Genomic DNA, 19,586 nt, shown 5'->3' with positions numbered 1-19,586 from the left:
GCGTCGGGGTGTCCTCCTTGGGGCCAGCCCCCTTCAGCGGGACCTCCTTCACGAACACCGCGGCGATCAGCGACACCACCGCCACCACGGCCCCGAGCAGGAACGCCGAGTGGGTGCCCGCGGACACCGCGTGCTGGTACGCCTCCCGCGCCGCCTCGGGCAGCTTCGCCAGGCTCGCCGCGTCCAGTTGCGCGGACTGCTCGGTCACCTTGGAGCCGAGCGCCCCGGCCCGCTCGGCCATGACGTCACCCACCCGGTTGTTGAACAGCGCGCCCATGATCGCGACGCCGAAGGAGGAGCCGAGGGTGCGGAAGAGCGTGGTGGAGGAGGACGCGACGCCCATGTCCTTCATCTCCACGCTGTTCTGGGCGACCAGCATGGTGATCTGCATCAGACAGCCCATGCCGAGACCGACCACGGCCATGAACACCCCGGAGACCAGCCGCGAGGTCCCGGTGTCCATGGTGGACAGCAGGTACAGCCCGACGACCATCAGCACACTGCCGACGACCGGGAAGACGTAGTAGCGCCCGGAGTTGGTGGTCACCCGGCCCGCGACCATCGAGGTCACCAGCATCGCGCCGAGCATCGGCAGGAGCAGCAGCCCGGAGTTGGTCGCGGACGCGCCCTGCACGGACTGCTGGTACAGCGGCAGGAAGAGCGTGGCGCCGAACATCACGAAGCCGGTGATGAAGCCGATGACGGACATCAGCGTGAAGTTGCGGCTGCGGAAGATGTGCAGCGGCAGCACCGGCTCGGCGGCCTTGGTCTGCCAGAACACGAACCCGACGAGCGAGGCGACGCCGATGCCGATCAGCTCCATGATCCGCGCGGACGTCCAGGCGTACTCGGTGCCGCCCCACGTGGTGACCAGCACGATCGCGGTGATGCCGACGGTCAGCAGCGCGGCGCCCAGATAGTCGATCCGCGCCTGCGCCCGCTTCTTCGGCAGATGCAGGACCGCGCTGATGGCGAGCAGGGCGACGATGCCGAGGGGGAGGTTGATGTAGAAGGCCCAGCGCCAGCCCCAGTGGTCGGTGATGGTGCCGCCGACCAGCGGTCCGCCGATCATCGCGAGCGCCATGACGCCGGCCATCATGCCCTGGTACTTGCCGCGCTCGCGGGGCGGGATCAGGTCGCCGATGATCGCCATCACGCCGACCATGAGTCCGCCGGCGCCGAGGCCCTGGACGGCCCGGAAGCCGATGAGCTGGCCCATGTCCTGGGCCATGCCGCTGAGCATGGAGCCGACCAGGAAGAGCACGATCGAGCTCATGAAGACGCCCTTGCGCCCGTACATGTCACCGAGCTTGCCCCACAGCGGGGTGGAGGCGGCGGTGGCGAGGGTGTAGGAGGTGACGACCCAGGAGAGGTGTTCGAGCCCGCCCAGTTCGCCCACGATCGTCGGCATCGCCGTACCGATGATCATGTTGTCGAGCATCGCCAGCATCATCGTGATCATGAGCGCGAGCAGGACCACCCGCACACTCCTGGCCGGTTTCTCCGGTACCGCGTCCACGGCCTGTGTCTGCGCCATGACTCCCACTCCCCCAGCTACTTACTTGCCGACCGGCTAGTTGTCTACACTGCAGGAAAGTAGAGGCGTAACTAGCCGGGCGTCAAGTAAGTTTTTGGCAAGCGTCGAGGAGTACGAGGATGGGCGGCATGGGCGGCACGGATGGCACCAGGCAGCGGCGCCGCGGCAACACCCGCCAGCGCATCCAGGACGTGGCACTGGAGCTCTTCGCCGAGCAGGGGTACGAGAAGACCTCGCTGCGGGAGATCGCCGAGCACCTCGACGTCACCAAGGCGGCGCTCTACTACCACTTCAAGACCAAGGAAGAGATCCTGGTCAGCATCTACGACGATCTGACGCGGCCGATCCTGGACCTGATCGAGTGGGGCAAGGGCCAGCCGCACACCCTGGAGACCAAGCAGGAGATCGTACGGCGCTACAACGACGCCCTGACCGACGCGGCGCCGCTGTTCCGCTTCATGCAGGAGAACCAGGCGACGGTACGGGAACTGCGCGTCGGCGAGACGTTCAAGGAGCGCCTGCAGGGGCTGCGCGAGATCATCAGCGACCCGGACGCCCCCCTGGTGGAACAGGTCCGCTACGTCAGCGCGATCTTCACGCTGCACGCCGGGATGTTCTTCCTCCAGGACCTCGACGCCGATCCCGGGGACAAGCGCGAGGCCGTTCTGGAGGTGGCGATGGACCTGGTGACCCAGGCCCATCGCGGCAGCACGCGGGGTTAGAGCGACAGGCCCTTGGCGCGCAGGAAGGCCACCGGGTCGACGGCCGTGCCGTAGTTGGCGGTCGTACGGATCTCGAAGTGCAGGTGCGGACCGCTGGAGTTGCCGGTGTTGCCGGACAGGGCGATGCGCTGGCCGGTCTTGACGATCTGGCCGGCCTTCACCTGGATCTTCGACAGGTGGGCGTACTGGGAGTACGTGCCGTTGCCGTGCTTGATGACGACGGCGTTGCCGTAGGCCGGGCCGTCGCCGGCGCCGTTGGAGCCGGCCTTGACGACGGTGCCGCCGTGGGCGGCGTAGACCTGGGTGCCGCTGGCGACGGCGAAGTCCTGGCCGCTGTGGGTGGACTGCCACATGCCGCCGTTCTGGGCGTAGCTCGCGGACTTCGTGTACTTCTTCACCGGCTTGACCCAGGAGGTGGCCTTGGCCGCCTTGGCGGTCTTCGCGGTCGTGGCGGCCTGGGCGACGGCGGGCTGTGCGGCCGTGGCGACTCCGGCCCCCAGCACGACCGACGCCCCAAGGGCGGCGGCCACGGCGGCGACGCGAGTGCGGAGCGTGGACGTACGGGAAGAACGGACGGAGACGCGCTGGGACATCGAAAACCTCGGGGGGTGGGGGACATGAGAACCACCCGGCGCTCGGACGGCTGCCGGATGGGGCCGTTCCTTGGTACCCCCGAGTCCCATCAGCGCCCAAACCCCCCATCTACGAGCCAAGCTAGTACTTCACCGGAAAACTGCCCGCTTCTTGACACAGCTCCCATCCGGGACGAATCAGGTCATGACTGGAAAACCGGCCTGAGGGTTCCGAGGCAAAAGTCCTTTTTGCCCTAACGGGCCTTTCCACTATTCCGCCTAGTAACGGACAAAAAGCCTGTGCGGCATGTCACCGGGCGCCAAGATCCAGGGACGCCGGAATGTGACCGGCGCTACGCTGACCTGCGTTCATGTGACGACGGGGGAGGGCGGGTTGGACCCGGCAGTACTCGGCGCCAGGCTGGCGTCCGGCTTGATCGGTCCGCTGGTACGGAAGCTGTTCGTCAAGGAGGGCCCGGGCGCCGCCCTGGTGGACCGGCCGGTCAGGCTCTCGGCGCTGGTGTCCTTCCGGGGCGAGCGGAGCACCCTGGATCGGCCCACCCTGCACAAGCTCTCCGCCGAGCTGGTGCGCCAGGCCCTCAAGGGCGGCGAGCGCCCCATCGGCGCCGACGAGGAGCAGGCCGTCGTGCACGCCCTCGCCGGCACCCTGTACGCCCTGGGCGACCTGGCCATGACGGACGTCCAGGCGGTGGATCTCGGGCACGAGCACCTGGCCGCCACCCTGCGCGGCGCGAGCGGCCACCCGGACCGCGAACTCTCCTATGACGCGGGTCACTTCTACGACCGCCTGCTGACCGCCGCCTGCCTGCACATCGTGCACTTCTTCACCCAGCGTTCCGCCTTTGTCGCCCGCACCCTCGTCGAGCAGTCCCGGCGGCAGCACGAGCTGATCGCCAAGGTCGACGAGCTGATCGCCCGCACCCCGCCCACCGGCGGCACCGACACCGCCTTCGAGCGGCGCTATCTGTCCTACGTCCCCACCAGGCACGGTCGGCTGACGATCTACGGCATCGACCTGGCCCACTCCCCCGACCGCTGGCCCCTGGACGCCGCCTACCTCAGCCTCCAGGCCCTCGGCCCCGCCGAGGACGACCGCGCCACCGGTCCCGGCCGGCCGCACATCGCCTCCACCGCCGGCACCCTCCCCGCCGAGCAGGCCCTCGCGGAACACGACCGGGTGCTGCTGCGCGGGGTCGCCGGCTCCGGCAAGACCACCCTCGTGCAGTGGCTCGCGGTGACCGCGGCCCGCGGGGAGCGCGGCGACCGGGTCCCGTTCGTGCTGCCGCTGCGCACCCTGGTCCGCCACGGCCTCCCGGCGCCCGACGCCTTCCTGTCCGCCGTGCGCGTCCCCTTCCACGGCAGCCAGCCGGACGGCTGGGCCGACCGCGTCCTGACCGCGGGCCGCGGCCTGCTGCTGATCGACGGCATCGACGAGATACCCGAGCGCGAGCGGGAACGCACCCGCCGCTGGCTGCGCGACCTCCTCGACGTCTACCCGGGCAACCAGTGGCTGGTCACCTCCCGCCCCTCCGCCGTGCACGAGGACTGGCTGGCCGCGGACGGCTTCACCGAGCTGGCGCTCACCCCGATGAGCCAGGACGACGTCGCCGCGTTCATCGACCGCTGGCACACGGCGGCCCGGATCGACGCGCCCGACCCGGAGCGCCTGGACGACTACCGGCGCTCCCTGCTCGACGCCGTGCGCACCAAGCCGGACCTCGGGCGGCTCGCCACCAACCCGCTGATGTGCGGATTGATCTGCGCCCTGCACCGGGACCGGCGGGGGTATCTCCCGCACGGCCGCAAGGAGTTGTACGACGCCGCCCTGTCGATGCTGCTGGCCCGGCGGGACGAGGAGCGGGACATGTTCCCGCCCGGGGAAGGGGACGGAGTGTTCCTCACGGAGCTGCCGCAGATCCAGCTCCTGCAGCGGCTCGCCTACTGGCTGATCCGCAACAACCAGTCCGAGCTGGACCGCGACCGCGCCGAGCGGATCATCGCCGACGTCCTGCCGTCCCTGCCGGTCGCCGGCGACCAGGGCGACGCCGGGCAGATCCTGCGCCATCTGCTGGTCCGCAGCGGCCTGCTGCGCGAACCGGCCGCCGGGACCGTCGAGTTCGTCCACCGCACCTTCCAGGACTACCTGGGCGCCAAGGCCGCCGTGGAGGACGGCGACTTCGGCCTGCTGGTGCGCGGCGCCGCGGACGAGCAGTGGGCGGACGTGCTCCGGATGGCGGTGGCGCATGCGCGCCCGCGCGAACGGGCGGATCTGCTGCGGGACTTGGGTACGGCGGCGGAGCGGGCGGACGGAGCGGTGAGCGCGCGGATACGGCTGCTGGCGCTGGCGTCCCTGGAGCACGCGACGGAGCTGGACCCGCGGGTACGGGCGGAGGTCGAGCGGAACGCGGCCTCGCTCATCCCGCCCCGCACCACGGAAGAAGCCCGCGCCCTGGCCGGCGTAGGACCGCTCGCCCTGGAGCTGCTGCCCGGCCCGGAGGGCCTGGACGAGGAGGAGGCGCGGGCGGTCGTCGTCACCGCGTCCCTCATCGGCACGGAGGCGGCACTGCCGGTGCTGGCCCGGTTCCGGAGCCATCCGGCGCTGGACGTGCGGGCCCAGCTCTCCTGGTCCTGGTCCCGGTTCGGCACGCGCCGGTACGGCGAGGAGATCATCGCCCATCTCCCGCAGGAGGAACTGTTCTTCACCGCACGCTCGGCCGAGCACCTGCGTTTTCTGCGGACCCTCGGCGGCAGGCGTTCCGTCCAGCTCGTCGGCGGTATCGCGGCGGACGAGATCGGCGCCGCGCTCGATCCGGAGGTGACGACCGAGGTCGTCCTCCGCGCCAACGACGAACTACGTGATCTCAGCTGCCTGTCGGGCCTGCACCGGCTCAGCTATCTGGACGTGAGCCGCTGCTTGAACCTGGAGGACCTGTCCGCGGTGGCCCGTCTTCCGCTGATCTGGCTCTCCCTCGACCTGCTGCCCCGGGGCCTCGACCTGTCCGTCCTCGCCGGCTCGCCGACCCTGGACCAGCTCGACCTCGGCGTCCTGCTGGAGGGCGCCTCCCTCGACGAGGCCCTGCCGCGGGACCTGGGACTGCGCTACCTGCGCTTCACCAAGCACGCCCTGGAGCTGACCGGCCTGCGCGGCCTGCGCCACTTCCGCTCGCTGAAGCGGCTGAGCCTCGCCAAGCTGACCTCCCCGCTCTCCCCCGCCGACCACGAGGAGATCGCCCGCCTCCCGGAGCTGCGGCATCTGCACATCGACTGGCAGCACAACGGCGGCTGGCAGGGTCCGCCCCTGCCCGGGGTCACCCACCTCCGCCTCAACAACCTCCAGGGCACCGAGGATCTGTCGGCGGTCCCGGACCTGTTCCCGGACCTGCGCTCGGTCACCGTCGTCTACGCCCCCGACGTCACCGACATTCCCCCGGCCGTGCTCGCCCACCTACCGGCGACCCCCTCCTTCGAACGGATCCGCCGCGTCGTGTGACGCACACCCCTAGCCACCTACCGTCCGGTAACCCTACGGTTCCCCTCGCGCCACCCAGTCCCACGAACATGCACACGACATGCTGGCCGTACGCGAAGGGACCCCCACACCCATGACCACCCGACGCCCCTGGGCGCTCCGCACAGGTGCCACCGCCGCCTCCGCCGCCGCCCTGGTGGCCTTCGCCGGACCCGCCCAGGCCGCGACGAGCACCGGCACACCGGCCGTCGCCACCGCCACCGCTGCCGCCGCAGCGGACGTCGACTACGACACCTGGCAGCGGGACTGCCGACTGGTGATGAACCAGGCCCTGCCCCAGCTGAAGGAGCGCATCGCCAGCCCCAGGCCGGGCGAGAAGCAGGCGATCGTGCTCGACATAGACAACACCACCCTGGAGACCGACTTCGGCTTCAGTTACCCCCAGCCGGCCAACCGGCCCGTGCTGGAGGTCGCCAAGTACGCGCAGGAGCACGGCGTCGCCCTGTTCTTCGTGACCGCCCGCCCGGGCATCATCCACTCGGTCACGGACTACAACCTCAAGTACCGCGGCTACAAGGTCGCCGGGCTCTACGTCCGCGGCTTCCTCGACCTGTTCAAGAACGTCGGCGACTACAAGACGGCCCAGCGCGTCGACATCGAGAACAAGGGCTACACGATCATCGCGAACATCGGCAACAACACCACCGACCTCTCCGGCGGCCACGCCGAGAGGACGTACAAGCTGCCGGACTACGACGGCCAGCTGTCCTGACCAGGGCATGAAAAAGGGGTTGCCCCGGGACCAGGTCCCGGGGCAACCCCTTTGGTACGAGCCCTAGCGCGGCGGCTAGGCCTCCTTGCTCAGGTTCGGTCCGGCACCGCCGGCCGCCTGCTCGATCGGCGGGACGTCGGGCAGCGCCGACTTCTCCTCACCGCGGAAGGTGAAGGTCTGGGTCTCGCCCTCGCCCTCGGTGTCCACGACCACGATGTGACCGGGGCGCAGCTCGCCGAAGAGGATCTTCTCCGACAGCGTGTCCTCGATCTCGCGCTGGATGGTGCGGCGCAGCGGACGCGCACCCAGCACCGGGTCGTAACCCTTCCTGGAGAGCAGCTCCTTGGCGGACTGGGAGAGCTCGATGCCCATGTCCCGGTCCTTCAGGCGCTCGTCCACCTTGCCGATCATCAGGTCGACGATCGCGAGGATGTCGGCCTGGGTCAGCTGCGGGAAGACGACCACGTCGTCGACGCGGTTGAGGAACTCGGGCCGGAAGTGCTGCTTGAGCTCGTCCGAGACCTTGTTCTTCATGCGCTCGTAGTTGGTCTTCTTGTCGCCCGAGGCCGCGAAGCCCAGGTTGAAGCCCTTGGAGATGTCCCGGGTGCCGAGGTTGGTCGTCATGATGATGACCGTGTTCTTGAAGTCCACGACCCGGCCCTGGGAGTCGGTCAGCCGACCGTCCTCCAGGATCTGCAGCAGCGAGTTGAAGATGTCCGGGTGGGCCTTCTCGACCTCGTCGAAGAGGACCACGGAGAACGGCTTGCGGCGGACCTTCTCGGTCAGCTGGCCGCCCTCTTCGTAGCCCACGTAGCCGGGGGGCGAACCGAAGAGACGCGAGACCGTGTGCTTCTCGCTGAACTCCGACATGTCGAGGGAGATCAGCGCGTCCTCATCGCCGAAGAGGAACTCGGCGAGCGCCTTGGACAGCTCGGTCTTACCGACACCGGAGGGGCCGGCGAAGATGAACGAACCACCGGGACGCTTGGGGTCCTTCAGACCCGCACGCGTACGGCGGATCGCCTTCGACAGCGCCTTGACGGCGTCGACCTGGCCGATGACCCGCTTGTGGAGCTCGTCCTCCATGCGGAGCAGCCGCGAGGACTCCTCCTCGGTGAGCTTGAAGACCGGGATGCCGGTGGCGGTCGCGAGGACCTCGGCGATCAGCTCGCCGTCGACCTCCGCGACGACGTCCATGTCGCCGGCCTTCCACTCCTTCTCCCGCTTGGCCTTCGCGGCGAGGAGCTGCTTCTCCTTGTCGCGCAGGGAAGCGGCCTTCTCGAAGTCCTGCGAGTCGATCGCGGACTCCTTGTCCCGGCGGACACCGGCGATCTTCTCGTCGAACTCGCGCAGGTCCGGCGGCGCGGTCATCCGGCGGATGCGCATCCGGGAACCGGCCTCGTCGATCAGGTCGATCGCCTTGTCCGGCAGGAAGCGGTCCGAGATGTACCGGTCGGCCAGGGTGGCGGCCTGGACCAGCGCCTCGTCGGTGATGGAGACGCGGTGGTGGGCCTCGTACCGGTCACGCAGACCCTTGAGGATCTCGATCGTGTGCGGCAGCGACGGCTCGGCGACCTGGATGGGCTGGAAGCGGCGCTCCAGGGCCGCGTCCTTCTCCAGGTGCTTGCGGTACTCGTCGAGCGTGGTGGCACCGATGGTCTGGAGCTCACCGCGGGCCAGCATCGGCTTGAGGATGCTGGCGGCGTCGATCGCGCCCTCGGCGGCACCCGCACCCACCAGGGTGTGGAGCTCGTCGATGAACAGGATGATGTCGCCGCGGGTGCGGATCTCCTTGAGCACCTTCTTCAGGCGCTCCTCGAAGTCACCGCGGTAGCGGGAGCCCGCGACCAGGGCGCCGAGGTCCAGGGTGTAGAGGTGCTTGTCCTTGAGGGTCTCGGGCACCTCGCCCTTGACGATGGCCTGGGCGAGGCCCTCGACGACGGCGGTCTTGCCGACGCCGGGCTCACCGATCAGGACCGGGTTGTTCTTGGTCCGGCGGGACAGCACCTGCATGACCCGCTCGATCTCCTTCTCGCGCCCGATGACCGGGTCGAGCTTGGATTCGCGGGCCGCCTGGGTGAGGTTGCGGCCGAACTGGTCGAGGACCAGGGAGGTCGAGGGCGTGCCCTCGGCCGGGCCGCCCGCCGTGGCGGCCTCCTTGCCCCCGGAGTAGCCGGACAGCAGCTGGATGACCTGCTGCCGCACCCGGTTGAGATCTGCGCCCAGCTTGACCAGGACCTGGGCGGCGACGCCCTCGCCCTCGCGGATCAGGCCGAGCAGGATGTGCTCCGTGCCGATGTAGTTGTGGCCCAGCTGAAGAGCCTCTCGGAGCGACAGCTCCAGGACCTTCTTGGCACGGGGGGTGAAGGGGATGTGCCCGGACGGGGCCTGCTGGCCCTGGCCGATGATCTCCTCCACCTGCTGGCGGACCGCCTCGAGCGAAATCCCGAGGCTCTCAAGGGCCTTGGCGGCGACACCCTCACCCTCGTGGATCAGGCCCAGGAGGATGTGCTCGGTGCCGATGTAGTTGTGGTTGAGCATCCGGGCTTCTTCCTGAGCCAGGACGACAACCCGCCGCGCGCGGTCGGTGAACCTCTCGAACATCGTTAATCGCTCCTCAGAGCGGTCAGGCAGTGGGGGGAACTTCCCCTCCCTGTCCTTCCGCAGCTTAGTCCCGCAAGCGGGGACCGCTCATTCCAACTGCCGACACCGTCGATGGCCTCCTGACCCCGCTAACGCCGACATCTGCTCCAACCCGATGGTGCGAGACGATGTTCCCGCAGGCCAGGCAGTTACCCGCTTCGCCAGTACGCCGATGGCGAACGTGAGACGCCCTGTCCTGCGTGTCGCCCCCTCCCACTAGGGATGTCTTACCCGCAGGCACGGACAGTCCATGCCGCGTAGCCCCCTCCCCTCCGCTACGGGCGAACAACTTCGCTCCTCCCCGCACCCCCGCACGCCCCCTCCAGCGGCACTCTGCGCAGACACAAGACCACACAGCGTAACCCCGGGGCCCTCCGGACGGTTGCACTTGGCATGGTTGGCACCCTTCCCCCGGTCACCACGGTCCCGTCCCCCCGCCGGCCGCTCGATCCGAGCGATCAGGTCCGCCGGTGGTACGAGAACTGGTACGAGAACGAACTGGGGTGGCCGATGGTGCCCGGGAGCCCGCTGGGGCTGCGGCTGGGGGTGCGCTTCGACGTGCTGGACGTGCCGGCCGAGGCGGGCCGGGCGGCGCTGCGTCATCTGGCGCCGGGGTCTCCGGTGGCGGTGCGCGGCGACCGGATGCGGCTGCTGGTGGCCGCGGGCAGCGCGGAGGAGCTGCCCGGGGTGCTGGCCTGGCTGGAGTGGGGCGCGCTGGCGCTCGATCTGTCGGTGACCGGCGAGGGCGGCGTCATGGAGGCGCCGGAGCCCGCCGGGGCGGGGGCGGCCGGCGGACGGCCGCCGGCCCGGGGCTGCGCCGGCACGCCGCAGGGGGCCGCTGTCTGGCTGCGGCCCCCCGAGCCGGGGTGCGAGGTCGAGGCCTCGCTGCCGACGCTGTCGGCCTTGGGGGGCGGTGGGGGCGCCCCCGATCTCGTACGGCTCCTCGGCACGGTGGCCACACAGTGCCACCGGCTGCGGCTGCGCCGCGGATGCGCTCAGCCGTTGGCCTTCTCATAAGCCTCGCGAATGGACGCGGGAACACGGCCCCGGTCGTTGACCTCGTAACCGTTCTCCTTCGCCCAGGCGCGGATCTGGGCGGTGTCCTGGCTGCCGCCGGACACGGCACGCGCCTTTCCACGCCCGCCCGAAGCACGACCTCCGGTACGCCGACCACCCTTCACGTAAGGCTCGAGAAGGCCACGGAGCTTGTCCGCATTGGCAGTCGTGAGATCGATCTCGTACGTCTTGCCGTCCAGCGCGAACGTCACGGTCTCGTCCGCCTCGCCGCCGTCGAGGTCGTCGACAAGAAGGACCTGAACCTTCTGTGCCACCGGATTTCCTTTCATCGATAACTTGAGGGCTGGGCCCTGCGGCGTCCGCCGTTTCGCCGTCCCCTTGTTATATGCAGTACTGCAGTACGTCGGAAAGCAAACCGCTTTTGCTGGAAAAACACAAACCCCTGGGAGAGACTCACAGCCCGCTCCCCGCCCGGAAACATGCGCGTTTCGGACATAGGGCACCGGGATCCGGTTCGGCTTACCCGGCGATCACAGATGCAGAAGCATCCGACTGTTGCCCAAGGTGTTCGGTTTCACTCGTTCGAGACCGAGGAACTCCGCGACGCCCTCGTCATAGGAACGCATCAGCTCCGCGTACACATCGGTGTCGACCGGCGTCTCACCGATCTCGACGAAGCCGTGCTTGCCGAAGAAGTCCACTTCGAAGGTCAGGCAGAAAACGCGGCGAACACCGAGCCAACGCGCGGTCTGGAGCAACTTCTCCAGCAACTGGTGACCGACGCCCGCGCCCTTCAGTCCGGGCTTCACCGCCAGTGTGCGGACTTCCGCGAGGTCTTCCCACATCACATGCAGGGCACCGCAGCCGACGACCTCCGCGTTGTCGTCACGTTCCGCCACCCAGAACTCCTGGATGTCCTCGTAAAGCGTCACCGTGGCTTTGTCGAGGAGGATGCCGCCGCGGACGTACGCGTCGAGGAGGTGGCGCACCGCCGGGACATCGCTGGTGCGGGCCCGGCGGACGGTGAGGGCTTTTGCGGTGACTTCGGGGCTCTGAGCCGGTGAGCTCTGTGCGGACATGAGCGGACGCTATCGCCCGTCGGCCTCCGGCGCCGAGCCGGGGTTCTCCGGGGCCGTATCGGGGCGGGTATCCCCTTGCTCGGTTTGTTCCGGTCCTTGGGCGATGCGGACGGCATCACGCAGAGCGGTTCGCTGTTCCTCGCTCATCATCCCGAAGAAGGCGACGAGGGCGGCGGCGGGGTTGTCACTCTGCGACCATGCCTCGTTCATGAGGGCGGCGGCGTAGGCGGCCCGCGTGGAGACCGCCTCATATCGATAGGCCCGGCCTTCGGCCTCGCGGCGCACCCAGCCCTTCTGATGGAGATTGTCCAAAACGGTCATCACCGTGGTGTAGGCGATGGACCGTTCCTGCTGAAGATCTTCAAGGACTTCCCGAACGGTCACCGGGCGGTTCCACTTCCACACCCGCGTCATGACCGCGTCTTCGAGTTCTCCCAATGGGCGAGGCACAGTTCAGCACAATAGTGGGAGATGCCGGGATTGGCCTGCCGGACGTGCGCTTTCACCAGCAAACAGACACAAAAAGGGCGTACGACTCGGAAACCGAAGGAGTCGTACGCCGGGAACGGTGTGCCTGGGTCAGCCGTCGCTCCGCGCGGAGGCCTGCCGGGTCCCCTCGGCCCGGGCGAGCGCCGCGTCCACGACGGCGTCCTCCTTGGCCTTGTTGGCGCCGCCCTGGGTCTTCACGATCACCCGGATCACCCCGGCGAAGAACACGGCCATGACGACGGGGGGCAGCAGCGCGGAGACGTAGTCCATGACTTCAGGGTAGCGAGGGGAGCGGGTGGTCCGGGGCCGGGGTGGCGCTCAGCCCGCGGCCAGTTGCCGGGGCGGCTGGGCGGGGGGCTCGGCCGGTTTGCGGCGGGGGAAGACCTCGCCCGGGGTGGGGACGGGGCGGCGGGACGGCTGCGGCGCGGCGGGGCCGGGGGTGGCCGGCTTCTCGGCGGGCCGGGGCGCGGGCTTCTTCGCGGGCTGCTGGGCGGAGTCCTGTTCGGCGGCGGGGGCGGGTGCGGTCCAGAGGCCCCCAGGAAGGGCGTGAAGGCGGGTACGGGAGGCCGGGACGCTCGGGGTGACCGTGGCGACTCTGCGGCCGGTACCGCGCGCGAGACGGGCCCGTACGTCCTGTTCGGCGAGGACCTGGCAGCGGCTGAGCAGGGCGGCGGCGACGGGGTTGCCGCACAGGGCGCGCAGGGCGGCGAGGTCGTCCGGCTCGGGCCGGTATCCGGCGCTCAGGGCCTCCTCGAGGAGCGTGAGGTAGCCGGCTGCGGTGCCGGGCAGGGCGGCGCGGTACCGGGCGAGGTCGGCCACCAGGAAGGCGCGCAGCCGGGCGCCCTCCCGCATCGCTTCGTCCAGCGAGTCGGCGAGGGAGAGACAGTCCTGGACGTCCTCGGCCGGGGCGGGGTCGGGGTTCAGGGCAAGAGCGAGCGCGCGGCGGAGCACACGCAGCTCCTCCACACCGAACGCCATGCCGCCGCGGGATCCGTATGGCGTGGGCATGCGGCGACGATACGCGCTAATCAGACAAACTCGACATAGGGGGCGGGCGTGGCGCGACGGGTGCACCCGGTTGCCGCCGGGGGGGGCGGGTGTGCGGGTTGCGGGTCCGGGTCTGGGTCTGGGTCCGGGGAGTTGCCGGGTGGGTCCGCAAGTGCGGGGCGTTACCGGGTGGGGCCGCGGGTGCGGGGGAATCGCCTGGTGGGCCCGCGCCTGCGGGGAGTCGGCCGGCGGGGCCGCGTGTGTTGGGGAGTTGCCCCGTGGGCCCGCGCCTGCGGGGAGTCGGCCGGTGGGGCCGTGCGCGCCGTGGAGTCGGTCGGCGGGCACGCATGCGAGGAGTCGGCCGCTGGGGCCGCGGTCCCGGGGAGTCGGGTGGTGAGGTCGCGCGTGCCCGGAAGCAGCCCGGTGGGTGCGCCGTGCCGGGGACTCACCCGGCGGGCACGCATGCGAGGAGTCGCCCGGTGGGGCCGCGGTCCCGGGGAGTCGGCCGCTGGGGCCATGGTCCGGGAGTCGCGTTATGGGGCCGCCCGTGCCGGGAAGCAGCCCGGGGGGTCCGCCGTACCGGGAAGTCGTCTGGCGGGGCCGCCGTGCCGGGAAGTCGTCTGGTGGGACCGCGCGTGCCGGGGCGTCGCCCGGCGAGCCCGCGCATGCGGAGGGGCGCCGGATGGGGCCGCGCATGCGGAGGGGGCGCCCGGTGGGCCCGCGCTTGCGCGACCCCGCCGCACACCCGCGTGCCGTCACATGCGGGCCACGTTCCGCTCGTAGACCAGCCGCAGCCCGATCAGCGTCAGCCAGGGCTCGTGCTCGTCGATCACCGACGACTCGCCCAGCACCATCGGCGCCAGACCGCCCGTCGCGATCACCGTCACCTCGTCCGGATCCTCCGCCAGCTCCCGCGCCATCCGGCCGACCACCCCGTCCACCTGCCCGGCGAACCCGTAGACGATCCCGGACTGCATGGCCTCGACGGTGTTCTTGCCGATCACGCTCCGGGGCCGGGCGACCTCGATCTTCCGCAGCTGGGCGCCCTTCACCCCGAGCGCCTCCACCGAGATCTCGATGCCCGGCGCGATGACCCCGCCGACGTACTCCCCGCGCGCGCTGACCGCGTCGAAGGTCGTCGCCGTGCCGAAGTCCACGACGATCGCGGGACCGCCGTACAGCTCGACGGCAGCCACGGCGTTGATGATCCGGTCGGCGCCGACCTCCTTGGGGTTGTCGGTGAGGATCGGCACCCCCGTCTTGACCCCGGGCTCGACCAGCACGGCCGGGACGTCGCCGTAGTACCGCCGCGTCACCTCGCGCAGCTCGTGCAGCACGGACGGCACGGTCGCGCAGATCGCGATCCCGTCGATCCCGTCGCCCAGTTCCTCCCCGAGGAGCGGGTGCATGCCCATCAGGCCCTGGAGCAGCACCGCCAGCTCGTCCGCGGTGCGGCGCGCGTCCGTGGAGATGCGCCAGTGCTCGACGATGTCCTCGCCGTCGAACAGGCCGAGGACGGTGTGGGTGTTGCCTACGTCGATCGTCAGCAGCATGGCCGGTCCCGCTCCCTACTCCGCCGCTCGCAGATCGAGCCCGATGTCCAGGATCGGCGAGGAGTGGGTCAGCGCCCCGACGGCCAGGTAGTCGACGCCCGTGTCCGCGTACGCCTTCGCGTTGTCCAGGGTCAGCCGGCCCGACGCCTCCAGCGCCGCGCGGCCGTGCACCAGCGCCACCGCCTCCTCGCACTCCCCCGGCGTGAAGTTGTCCAGCAGGATCAGATCGGCGCCCGCGTCCACCACCTCGCGCAGCTGGTGCAGGGTGTCCACCTCGACCTCGATGGGCAGCTCGGGGAAGGCCTCGCGCACGGCGTTGAAGGCCTGGGCGACCCCGCCCGCGGCGACCACGTGGTTGTCCTTGACCAGGGCCGCGTCGGACAGCGACATCCGGTGGTTCACGCCCCCGCCGCAGCGGACCGCGAACTTCTCCAGGGCGCGCAGCCCGGGCGTGGTCTTGCGGGTGTCCCGCACGCGTGCCTTGGTGCCCTCCAGGGCGTCCGCCCACGCGCGGGTGGCGGTGGCGATGCCGGAGAGGCGGCACAGCAGGTTCAGCGCGCTGCGCTCCGCGGTCAGCAGGTCACGGGTGCGCGTGGTGACCGACAGCAGCTTCTGCCCGGCCTCGACCCGGTCGCCGTCCTCCACGTGCCGCTCGACCTCGAACTCGTCGGTGCAGACCACGGAGATCACCGCTTCGGCGACCCGGAGACCGGCCACGACACCGGCCTCGCGCGCGGTGAAGTCGGCGGTGGCGACCGCGTCCTCGGGGATGGTCGCGACCGTCGTCACGTCCACGCCGTTGTCCAGGTCCTCCTGGATGGCGACGTTCGCGATGTCCTCGATCTCCAGCGGGTCCAGACCCGCGTCGATCAGGAGCTGCGCGAGCGCGGGGTCGAGCCCGCACTCCAGATACGTCTCGTCGGTGTCCGCCCCGCAGGCGCAGCCGTCGCCGCAGCCGTCGTCCTGGGCGAGGGGAAGGTCGGGGGTGCTCACGTCTGTCACTGCTCCTGGGGCTGCCGGGTCGGGGGGAAGTCTGCGGTATCGGTGGGGCGGACGGCGAGTGTGCGGTCCGGATTCAGCCGTACGACGATGTGGCGGCGCCACTCCGTGTCGTCGCGCTCGGGCCGGTCCTCGCGCCAGTGGCAGCCGCGCGTCTCCTCGCGCAGCACGGCGGCGGCGACCAGGACACGCGCCACGCACAGGAGGTTGGTGGCCTCCCAGGTGTCGACGCCGGGCTCCGCGGTCTTGCCGTTCTCGACGAGGGCCTCACGCGCGTCGGTGTGCAGCCGCTGGAGCTGCTCGGCCGCCCGCGTGAGGGAGTCGGCGGAGCGCAGGACGCCCGCGCCCTCGGTCATGATCCGCTGAATGGCGAAACGGGCCTCGGCGGCGAGCAGCGGATGCGCGGGCACCTCCGGATACGGCACCGGGTGCGGCACCCGCGCGTGGAGGCCGGTCCCGGCGTGGCCCGCCGCGATGTCGGCGGCGATGCGCTCGGCGTAGACCAGTCCCTCCAGGAGGGAGTTGGAGGCGAGCCGGTTCGCGCCGTGCACGCCGGTGCACGCGACCTCGCCGCAGGCGTACAGGCCGGGCACGGTCGTACGGCCCTGGGAGTCGGTGCGCACGCCCCCGGAGGCGTAGTGGGCGGCCGGGGCGATCGGGATGGGCTCGTGGACGGGGTCGATGCCGTGGGCGCGGCAGGCGGCGAGGATCGTCGGGAAGCGGTGCTCCCACATCCCGGCGCCGAAGTGCCGGGCGTCGAGGAACATGTGCTCGGCGTCCTGCTCCTGCATCCGGCGCATGATGCCCTTGGCGACGATGTCCCGGGGCGCGAGTTCGGCCAGTTCGTGCTGGCCGACCATGAAGCGCACGCCGTCGGCGTCGACCAGGTGGGCTCCCTCGCCGCGCACGGCCTCGGAGACGAGCGGCTGCTGGCCCTCGGCGTCCGCGCCGAGGAACAGCACGGTCGGGTGGAACTGCACGAACTCCAGGTCGGAGACCTCCGCGCCCGCACGCAGGGCGAGCGCCACGCCGTCGCCGGTGGACACCGACGGGTTGGTGGTCGCGGAGAAGACCTGGCCCATGCCGCCGGTCGCGAGGACGACCGCGGGGGCGTGCACGGCACCCACGCCGTCGTGCTGGCCCTCGCCCATGACGTGCAGGGTCACGCCCGCCGTGCGGCCGTCGGCGTCCGTGAGCAGGTCCAGGACGAGGGCGTTCTCGATGGTGCGCAGCCCCTTCGCGCGGACCGCCTCGACCAGCGCGCGGGAGATCTCCGCGCCGGTCGCGTCGCCGCCCGCGTGCGCGATCCGGCGCCGGTGGTGGCCGCCCTCGCGGGTGAGTTCCAGGCCGCCCTCCTCCGACTCGTCGAAGTGGGCGCCCGTCTCGATCAGGCGGCGCACGGCGTCCGGGCCCTCGGTGACCAGGAGGCGTACCGCGTCCTCGTCGCACAGCCCGGCGCCGGCCACCAGGGTGTCGGCCAGGTGCTGCTCGGGGGTGTCGCCCTCGCCGAGGGCCGCGGCGATGCCGCCCTGCGCCCAGCGGGTGGAGCCGTCGTCGAGGCGGGCCTTGGTGACGACGACCGTCGTCAGACCGGCGGCCTCGCAGCGCAGGGCCGCGGTCAGCCCGGCGACGCCGGAGCCGACGACCACCACGTCCGCGTCGATGGACCACCCGGGCGCGGGCGCGTGCAGTCGTATGCCTGTGCTGGTCACGAGGCGGCTCCGAAGGTTCCGAAGGTGAGGGGGATGTTGTCGATCAGCCGGGTCGTCCCGACCCGGGCGGCGACCGCGAGGACGGCCTCGCCGGTGAAGTCGTCGTCGATCTCGGTGAAGTCGTCAGGGTCGACGAGGGCGAGGTAGTCCAGCACGAGCGGCGGGTTCAGCCGGGCGGCCTCGTCCAGGACCAGGCGGGCGGCGGCCCGGACCGCGGCCGGGCCGGCCGGGGCCGCCTTGGCGACGCCGGCCGGTGCCGCCTTGGCGACGGCGTGGGTGTCGGCGGCGGCGCGGGACTCCCCGAGGGCGCTGAGCGCCTCGGCACGCGCGTGCGTGGCGGGCACTTCCCGGGCCCGTGCGCGCAGCGCCTCCTGCGCCGCGTGCCGGTCCTGGCCGGCGAACAGCGCCCGGGACAGGGCGAGCGCGGTGCGCCGGTCGGCGGGCGAGAGATAGCGGTTGCGGCTGGACAGGGCCAGTCCGTCGTCCTCACGCACGGTGGGCACGCCGACGATCTCGATGCCGAAGTTCAGGTCGCGGACCATGCGGCGGATCAGGGCGAGCTGCTGGGCGTCCTTCTGGCCGAAGAGCGCGACGTCGGGGCGGGTGAGGTGGAGCAGCTTGGCGACGACGGTGAGCATGCCGTCGAAGTGGCCGGGGCGCGCGGCGCCCTCCAGCCGCTCCCCCATGGGGCCCGCGCTGACCCGCACCTGCGGTTCGCCGCCCGGGTAGACCTCGTCGACCGAGGGGGCGAACACGACGTCCGCGCCTGCCTCCTCGGCGATCTTCAGGTCGGCTTCCAGGGTGCGCGGATAGCGGTCGAGGTCCTCGCCCGCGCCGAACTGGAGGGGATTGACGAAGACGGTCACCACGACCTCGCCGGCCGGTCCGGCGAGCTCGCGCGCGGAGCGGACCAGGGTGGCGTGGCCTTCGTGCAGGGCGCCCATGGTCATCACGACCGCGCGCCTGCCCGTACGCGTGCGTGCGGACAGGTCGGCGGCGGTGCGCAGCAGGGTGATGGTCATCCCGCTTCTCCCTTGGCGCTGTCGGCGAGCACTCCCAGCAGGTCTTCCGCGAGTTCCGGCTTGAGCAGCCCGTGGGCGAGCGCGCGGTCGGCGGTCGCGCGGGCCATCGCGAGATACCCGGCGACGGCCTGCGGGGCGTGCCGGCGCAGCTCGGTGACGTGCGCGGCGACGGTGCCCGCGTCCCCCCGCGCGACGGGGCCGGTCAGAGCGGCGTCACCGGAGCGCAGGGCGTTGTCGAGAGCGGCGCCGAGGAGCGGGCCGAGCATCCGGTCGGGGGCCTCCACACCGGCCGCGCGCAGCAGCTCCATGGACTGCGCGACCAGCGTCACCAGGTGGTTGGCGCCCAGGGCGAGGGCCGCGTGGTAGAGCGGCCGCATGTCCTCGGCGATCCACTCCGGCTCGCCGCCCATCTCGATGACGAGGGCCTCGGCGGCCAGGCGCAGTTCCGCGGGGGCGGTGACGCCGAAGGAGCAGCCGGCCAGCCGCTGGACGTCCACGGGGGTGCCGGTGAACGTCATCGCCGGATGCAGGGCCAGCGGAAGGGCGCCCGCGCGCAGGGCGGGGTCGAGGACCTGGGCGCCGTACCGCCCGGAGGTGTGCACCAGCAGCTGGCCCGGCCGTACGGCGCCGGTCTCGGCCAGTCCGGCGACGAGGCCGGGCAGGGCGTCGTCGGGGACGGTCAGCAGCACCAGCTCCGCCCGCTCGAGGACCTCGGCGGGCGGCACGAGGGGCACGTCGGGGAGCAGTTGCGCGGCGCGCCGCCGGGAGGCGTCGGAGACCCCGGAGACGGCCACGGGCCGGTGTCCGGCGAGCTGGAGGGACGCGGCGAGCGCGGGGCCCACCCGGCCGGCGCCGACGACGCCGACGGTGAGCCGCGCTGGGCGGTCCTTCGGATCTGGCTGTTGGCTTGTACTCACGCGACGGCGGCCTTCCCGTTCCAGTCCGCTCCGGGTACCGGACGATTTCTCGTCATGTTAACGCGATCGGTTCCA

17 protein-coding genes are annotated in these 19,586 nt (G+C 71.2%); 4 read left to right on the top strand and 13 right to left on the bottom strand.

Annotated features, from left to right (window positions below):
- Positions 1 to 1,537 (bottom strand): MDR family MFS transporter (locus M8H82_RS24540; protein WP_250077163.1); only part of this gene is annotated, 1,537 nt, incomplete at its 3' end.
- Positions 1,538 to 1,665: 128 nt separating this feature from the next.
- Between M8H82_RS24540 and M8H82_RS24535 the strand changes: the two genes are divergently transcribed.
- Positions 1,666 to 2,259: a TetR/AcrR family transcriptional regulator gene (locus M8H82_RS24535; RefSeq protein WP_250077162.1), complete on the top strand. Its 594-nt coding sequence runs from the start codon at positions 1,666 to 1,668 to the stop codon at positions 2,257 to 2,259.
- Here the strand turns inward: M8H82_RS24535 and M8H82_RS24530 are convergent.
- A complete protein-coding gene (locus M8H82_RS24530) occupies positions 2,256 to 2,852 on the bottom strand; it encodes a M23 family metallopeptidase (protein WP_250077161.1) in 597 nt (198 codons plus the stop codon). The genes M8H82_RS24535 and M8H82_RS24530 overlap by 4 nt on opposite strands.
- 373 nt (positions 2,853 to 3,225) lie before the next feature.
- On the opposite strand from M8H82_RS24530, the gene M8H82_RS24525 reads away from it, so the two are divergent.
- Both M8H82_RS24525 and M8H82_RS24520 read left to right on the top strand, forming a co-directional pair.
- On the top strand, positions 3,226 to 6,342 hold the full coding sequence (locus tag M8H82_RS24525) for an NACHT domain-containing NTPase (RefSeq protein WP_250077160.1): 3,117 nt from the start codon (positions 3,226 to 3,228) through the stop codon (positions 6,340 to 6,342).
- Positions 6,343 to 6,454: 112 nt separating this feature from the next.
- Positions 6,455 to 7,093, top strand: a complete 639-nt coding sequence (locus M8H82_RS24520) for an HAD family acid phosphatase (protein WP_250077159.1) — start codon at positions 6,455 to 6,457, stop codon at positions 7,091 to 7,093.
- A 75-nt stretch (positions 7,094 to 7,168) separates the two neighbouring features.
- Here M8H82_RS24520 and M8H82_RS24515 read toward each other — a convergent pair whose 3' ends face one another.
- On the bottom strand, positions 7,169 to 9,697 hold the full coding sequence (locus tag M8H82_RS24515; protein WP_250077158.1) for an ATP-dependent Clp protease ATP-binding subunit: 2,529 nt from the start codon (positions 9,695 to 9,697) through the stop codon (positions 7,169 to 7,171).
- Between the two features lie 432 nt (positions 9,698 to 10,129).
- On the opposite strand from M8H82_RS24515, the gene M8H82_RS24510 reads away from it, so the two are divergent.
- On the top strand, positions 10,130 to 10,753 hold the full coding sequence (locus tag M8H82_RS24510; protein ID WP_250077154.1) for an SCO3374 family protein: 624 nt from the start codon (positions 10,130 to 10,132) through the stop codon (positions 10,751 to 10,753).
- Here M8H82_RS24510 and M8H82_RS24505 read toward each other — a convergent pair.
- The 10 genes from M8H82_RS24505 to M8H82_RS24460 all read right to left on the bottom strand — a co-directional run bounded on the left by M8H82_RS24505 (position 10,732) and on the right by M8H82_RS24460 (position 19,511).
- Entirely contained in the window at positions 10,732 to 11,067 is a 336-nt protein-coding gene (locus M8H82_RS24505; protein ID WP_250077149.1) for an Lsr2 family protein, read from the bottom strand. The genes M8H82_RS24510 and M8H82_RS24505 overlap by 22 nt on opposite strands.
- Positions 11,068 to 11,283: 216 nt before the next feature.
- Complete coding sequence (locus tag M8H82_RS24500) at positions 11,284 to 11,832, bottom strand: amino-acid N-acetyltransferase (RefSeq protein WP_250077148.1); 549 nt, start codon at positions 11,830 to 11,832, stop codon at positions 11,284 to 11,286.
- Between the two features lie 9 nt (positions 11,833 to 11,841).
- Positions 11,842 to 12,270, bottom strand: a complete 429-nt coding sequence (locus tag M8H82_RS24495; RefSeq protein WP_284049279.1) for a BlaI/MecI/CopY family transcriptional regulator — start codon at positions 12,268 to 12,270, stop codon at positions 11,842 to 11,844.
- Positions 12,271 to 12,411: 141 nt separating this feature from the next.
- Complete coding sequence (locus M8H82_RS24490; RefSeq protein ID WP_250077147.1) at positions 12,412 to 12,591, bottom strand: hypothetical protein; 180 nt, start codon at positions 12,589 to 12,591, stop codon at positions 12,412 to 12,414.
- Between the two features lie 48 nt (positions 12,592 to 12,639).
- Positions 12,640 to 13,299, bottom strand: a complete 660-nt coding sequence (locus M8H82_RS24485; protein WP_250077167.1) for a hypothetical protein — start codon at positions 13,297 to 13,299, stop codon at positions 12,640 to 12,642.
- Between the two features lie 764 nt (positions 13,300 to 14,063).
- On the bottom strand, positions 14,064 to 14,861 hold the full coding sequence (locus M8H82_RS24480) for a type III pantothenate kinase (protein WP_250077146.1): 798 nt from the start codon (positions 14,859 to 14,861) through the stop codon (positions 14,064 to 14,066).
- A 15-nt stretch (positions 14,862 to 14,876) separates the two neighbouring features.
- A complete protein-coding gene (gene nadC / locus M8H82_RS24475) occupies positions 14,877 to 15,854 on the bottom strand; it encodes a carboxylating nicotinate-nucleotide diphosphorylase (protein WP_250077145.1) in 978 nt (325 codons plus the stop codon).
- A 5-nt stretch (positions 15,855 to 15,859) separates the two neighbouring features.
- Positions 15,860 to 17,572: an L-aspartate oxidase gene (locus tag M8H82_RS24470; RefSeq protein ID WP_250077141.1), complete on the bottom strand. Its 1,713-nt coding sequence runs from the start codon at positions 17,570 to 17,572 to the stop codon at positions 15,860 to 15,862.
- Positions 17,569 to 18,594, bottom strand: coding sequence for a pantoate--beta-alanine ligase (gene panC, locus M8H82_RS24465; RefSeq protein WP_250077140.1), 1,026 nt, complete (start codon positions 18,592 to 18,594; stop codon positions 17,569 to 17,571). Before panC ends, M8H82_RS24470 begins: the two co-directional genes overlap by 4 nt.
- Positions 18,591 to 19,511 (bottom strand): Rossmann-like and DUF2520 domain-containing protein, encoded by a 921-nt coding sequence (locus M8H82_RS24460; protein WP_250077138.1) that lies wholly within the window; start codon positions 19,509 to 19,511, stop codon positions 18,591 to 18,593. The genes panC and M8H82_RS24460 overlap by 4 nt, the downstream gene beginning before the upstream one ends.
- Between the last annotated feature and the right edge of the window lie 75 nt (positions 19,512 to 19,586).

The sequence above is a fragment of the Streptomyces sp. YS415 genome, assembly GCF_023544665.1.
Taxonomy (GTDB): Bacteria; Actinomycetota; Actinomycetes; order Streptomycetales; family Streptomycetaceae; genus Streptomyces.
Note: the sequence above shows the minus strand (reverse complement) of the source record. Positions and strands in the feature narration are given on the sequence as shown.

Bases quoted from the DNA above. Each gene is read 5' to 3' on its own strand.
- M8H82_RS24535 (WP_250077162.1), top strand. From the start codon at position 1,666: ATGGGCGGCACGGATGGCACCAGGCAGCGGCGCCGCGGCAACACCCGC.
- M8H82_RS24530 (WP_250077161.1), bottom strand. From the start codon at position 2,852: ATGTCCCAGCGCGTCTCCGTCCGTTCTTCCCGTACGTCCACGCTCCGC.
- M8H82_RS24520 (WP_250077159.1), top strand. From the start codon at position 6,455: ATGACCACCCGACGCCCCTGGGCGCTCCGCACAGGTGCCACCGCCGCC.
- M8H82_RS24515 (WP_250077158.1), bottom strand. From the start codon at position 9,697: ATGTTCGAGAGGTTCACCGACCGCGCGCGGCGGGTTGTCGTCCTGGCT.
- M8H82_RS24510 (WP_250077154.1), top strand. From the start codon at position 10,130: ATGGTTGGCACCCTTCCCCCGGTCACCACGGTCCCGTCCCCCCGCCGG.
- M8H82_RS24500 (WP_250077148.1), bottom strand. From the start codon at position 11,832: ATGTCCGCACAGAGCTCACCGGCTCAGAGCCCCGAAGTCACCGCAAAA.
- M8H82_RS24490 (WP_250077147.1), bottom strand. From the start codon at position 12,591: ATGGACTACGTCTCCGCGCTGCTGCCCCCCGTCGTCATGGCCGTGTTC.
- M8H82_RS24485 (WP_250077167.1), bottom strand. From the start codon at position 13,299: ATGGCGTTCGGTGTGGAGGAGCTGCGTGTGCTCCGCCGCGCGCTCGCT.
- M8H82_RS24480 (WP_250077146.1), bottom strand. From the start codon at position 14,861: ATGCTGCTGACGATCGACGTAGGCAACACCCACACCGTCCTCGGCCTG.
- panC (WP_250077140.1), bottom strand. From the start codon at position 18,594: ATGACCATCACCCTGCTGCGCACCGCCGCCGACCTGTCCGCACGCACG.